Source organism: Promicromonospora kroppenstedtii DSM 19349 (assembly GCF_000515355.1).
Classification (GTDB): domain Bacteria; phylum Actinomycetota; class Actinomycetes; order Actinomycetales; family Cellulomonadaceae; genus Promicromonospora; species Promicromonospora kroppenstedtii.
The window spans coordinates 52865-55220 of the sequence record NZ_KI911665.1 but is presented as its reverse complement, the minus strand read 5'-3'; the positions used below and the strand labels follow the sequence as shown (position 1 = coordinate 55220).

At 72.1% G+C, this 2356-nt stretch carries 2 protein-coding genes and 1 pseudogene; all 3 read left to right on the top strand.

The window, feature by feature from the left end:
- On the top strand, nt 1-288 hold a 288-nt coding region (locus tag PROKR_RS12600), incomplete at its 5' end, for a glycosyl hydrolase-related protein (protein ID WP_036963714.1).
- A gap of 207 nt (nt 289-495) precedes the next feature.
- A complete protein-coding gene (locus tag PROKR_RS12595) occupies nt 496-1782 on the top strand; it encodes an ABC transporter substrate-binding protein (RefSeq protein ID WP_036963712.1) in 1287 nt (428 codons plus the stop codon).
- A gap of 148 nt (nt 1783-1930) precedes the next feature.
- Nucleotides 1931-2356 (top strand): annotated as a pseudogene (locus tag PROKR_RS34755) (GH92 family glycosyl hydrolase); the annotation flags it as partial.

The window sequence follows — 2356 nt, the reverse complement described above, 5'->3', positions numbered from 1 at the left end:
GGCGCGGCCGGGTCCGAGCCGCTGGTGCACGTGGGCGGCGGCGTGACGCTGTCGGCGGTCAAGCTCGCCGACGACCGGTCGGGTGACCTCGTGGTGCGCGTGTACGAGGCGCAGGGCCGCCGCGCGTCGGGCACCATGACGGTGGCGGCGCCGGTCACCGGCGCCCGGACGGTCACCCTCATCGAGGACGACCTGGACGGTGGCGCCGTCGACCTGACGGCCGACGGCACGGTGACGCTCGAGCTCAGCCCGTTCGAGGTGCGCACGCTGCGCTTCACCCTGGCGTAGCCCACCCGCGCTGCCCGCGACGTGTCAGACCTACAGCTCACCCAGGGGAGCTGTAGGTCTGACACGAGCGACGTTCCGGTCTTGACACCGGAGGGAACCGGCGAAGACTCTTTGGTCCTCGCTGGAGCGAGCTCGTCGAGCCATGGCGACCCATGCACCACCGGACAGAGCCCAGGGGCGATGTCGCCTCTGCCGGAAGGAACAGTCATGAGCATCACCAGGATCGGCGCCACGGGAGTCGCCCTGACCATGCTGGCCGCGCTCAGCGGCTGCGGCCTCGACGGCACGGGCACCACGGACCCGGACGGCGGGGCGGACGCGACGAGCGACGTGACCGGCGCGGTCACGCTCCAGACCTGGGCGCTGAAGCCCCGCTACACCGAGTACGTCGAGGGCGTGATCGCCGCCTTCGAGAAGCAGTACCCGGGCACCGAGGTCACCTGGCTCGACCAGCCCGGCGACGACTACTCGGAGAAGGTGCTCGAACAGGCGGCGGCGGGCGAGCTGCCCGACGTCACGAACCTGCCGCCGGACTTCGCCCTCTCGCTCGCGCGCGAGGGCCGGCTCACCGACGTCACCACCGTCGACGACACCCTGGCGGAGACCTACGTGCCCGGGGCGCTCGCGGCCTACCGGTACGCGGGCCTGGAGGGCACGTACGGGTTCCCCTGGTACCTGACCACGGACGTGAACTACTGGAACACCGAGCTGTTCGCGGACGCGGGGCTCGACCCGGCGAACCCGCCGACCACCCTCGACGAGCTCGTCGCGCAGGCCCGGACCATGCACGACACGACCGGCGCGTACCTCATGAGCCGGAAGCCCGGCCTGGGCGACCTCGCGGCGGCCGGCATCCCCGTGCTCTCCGACGACGGCACCGAGTTCACGTTCAACACGCCGGAGGCGGCCGCGCTCCTGGACGTCTACCGTGATGCCTACGCCGAGGGGCTCCTGCCGGACGACGTGCTCACCGACGCCTACCTCGGCAACGGCCAGCTCTTCACCGACGGCAAGGTGGCCTGGTCGACCGGCGGCGGCAACTTCATCAACAGCGCGGTGGCGAACAACCCGTCGCTGGAGGGCAAGATCGTGGCCTCGCCGTACATGGGCGACACCCCGCTGTACGTGCAGGGGCTGTCGGTCTCGAACGAGTCGGAGCACCTGCCCGCCGCGGTGGCCTTGGCCCGGTTCGTCACGAATGCCACCAACCAGGAGGCGTTCTCCGCCGAGGTGCCCGGCGTGTTCCCCTCCACGGCGTCCTCGCAGGAGAACCCGGAGTTGTCCCAGAGCGACGGCTCGCCCCAGGGCGACGCCAAGGCCATCGCGTTCAGCAACCTCACCACGGCCCGGGTGCTCCAGCCGGTCGAGGTCAGCGAGGAGATGACCACCATCATCAACCAGCAGTTCGCGGCGGCCATCGCCGGGGACCTGACCTCGCAGGACGCCCTCGACGCGGCGGTCGACGAGTGCAACAAGCTGCTCGCCGACCAGTGACGGCGCCCGCGTAGCCGTACGACACCAGGGCGGTCCCCGCTCACGAAGAAAGGCCTACTGCAATTCGTTACGACACCGACGTCGCCGCGCCCGCGGCCGTCACCGCACCGCCCGTGCTCGTTCTCGACCCGATCGGGGAGGTGGCCGCGTGACCGGGCCCGCACATGTCCCCGCCGGCCGCCCCGGCGCCGGCCTGACCAGTGAGAACGCCCACCTGGTGCGGCACCACGGAGCGGACCGCACCGTGCTGGTCGACGGCCTGGACGTGCCGCTGGAGGCCGGCGCCGAGCTGCGCTACGCCGTCCTGCCCGTGCTCGACGAGAAGCTCACCTACCGCTCCACCTACGTCGCCCTCGACCTGCGGCTCGACGACGGCGCCTGGCTCTCGCAGACCGGATCCGGGCGCGCGCTGCGCGACCAGCACGGCATGCTCGCGACCGCCCTCGGCCAGGGGGAGGCGCGCATCCTGGTGCCGGACCACTGGAACCTCGTGCGCGTCGACCTGAGCCCGGTGGCGCAGGCGCTGCCGGGCCGCCGCGTGACCGCCGCCGCCGTCGTGACCGCCGCGCCGGAC

Coding starts and splice junctions, on each gene's coding strand:
- PROKR_RS12595 (WP_036963712.1), top strand. CDS start 496: ATGAGCATCACCAGGATCGGCGCCACGGGAGTCGCCCTGACCATGCTG.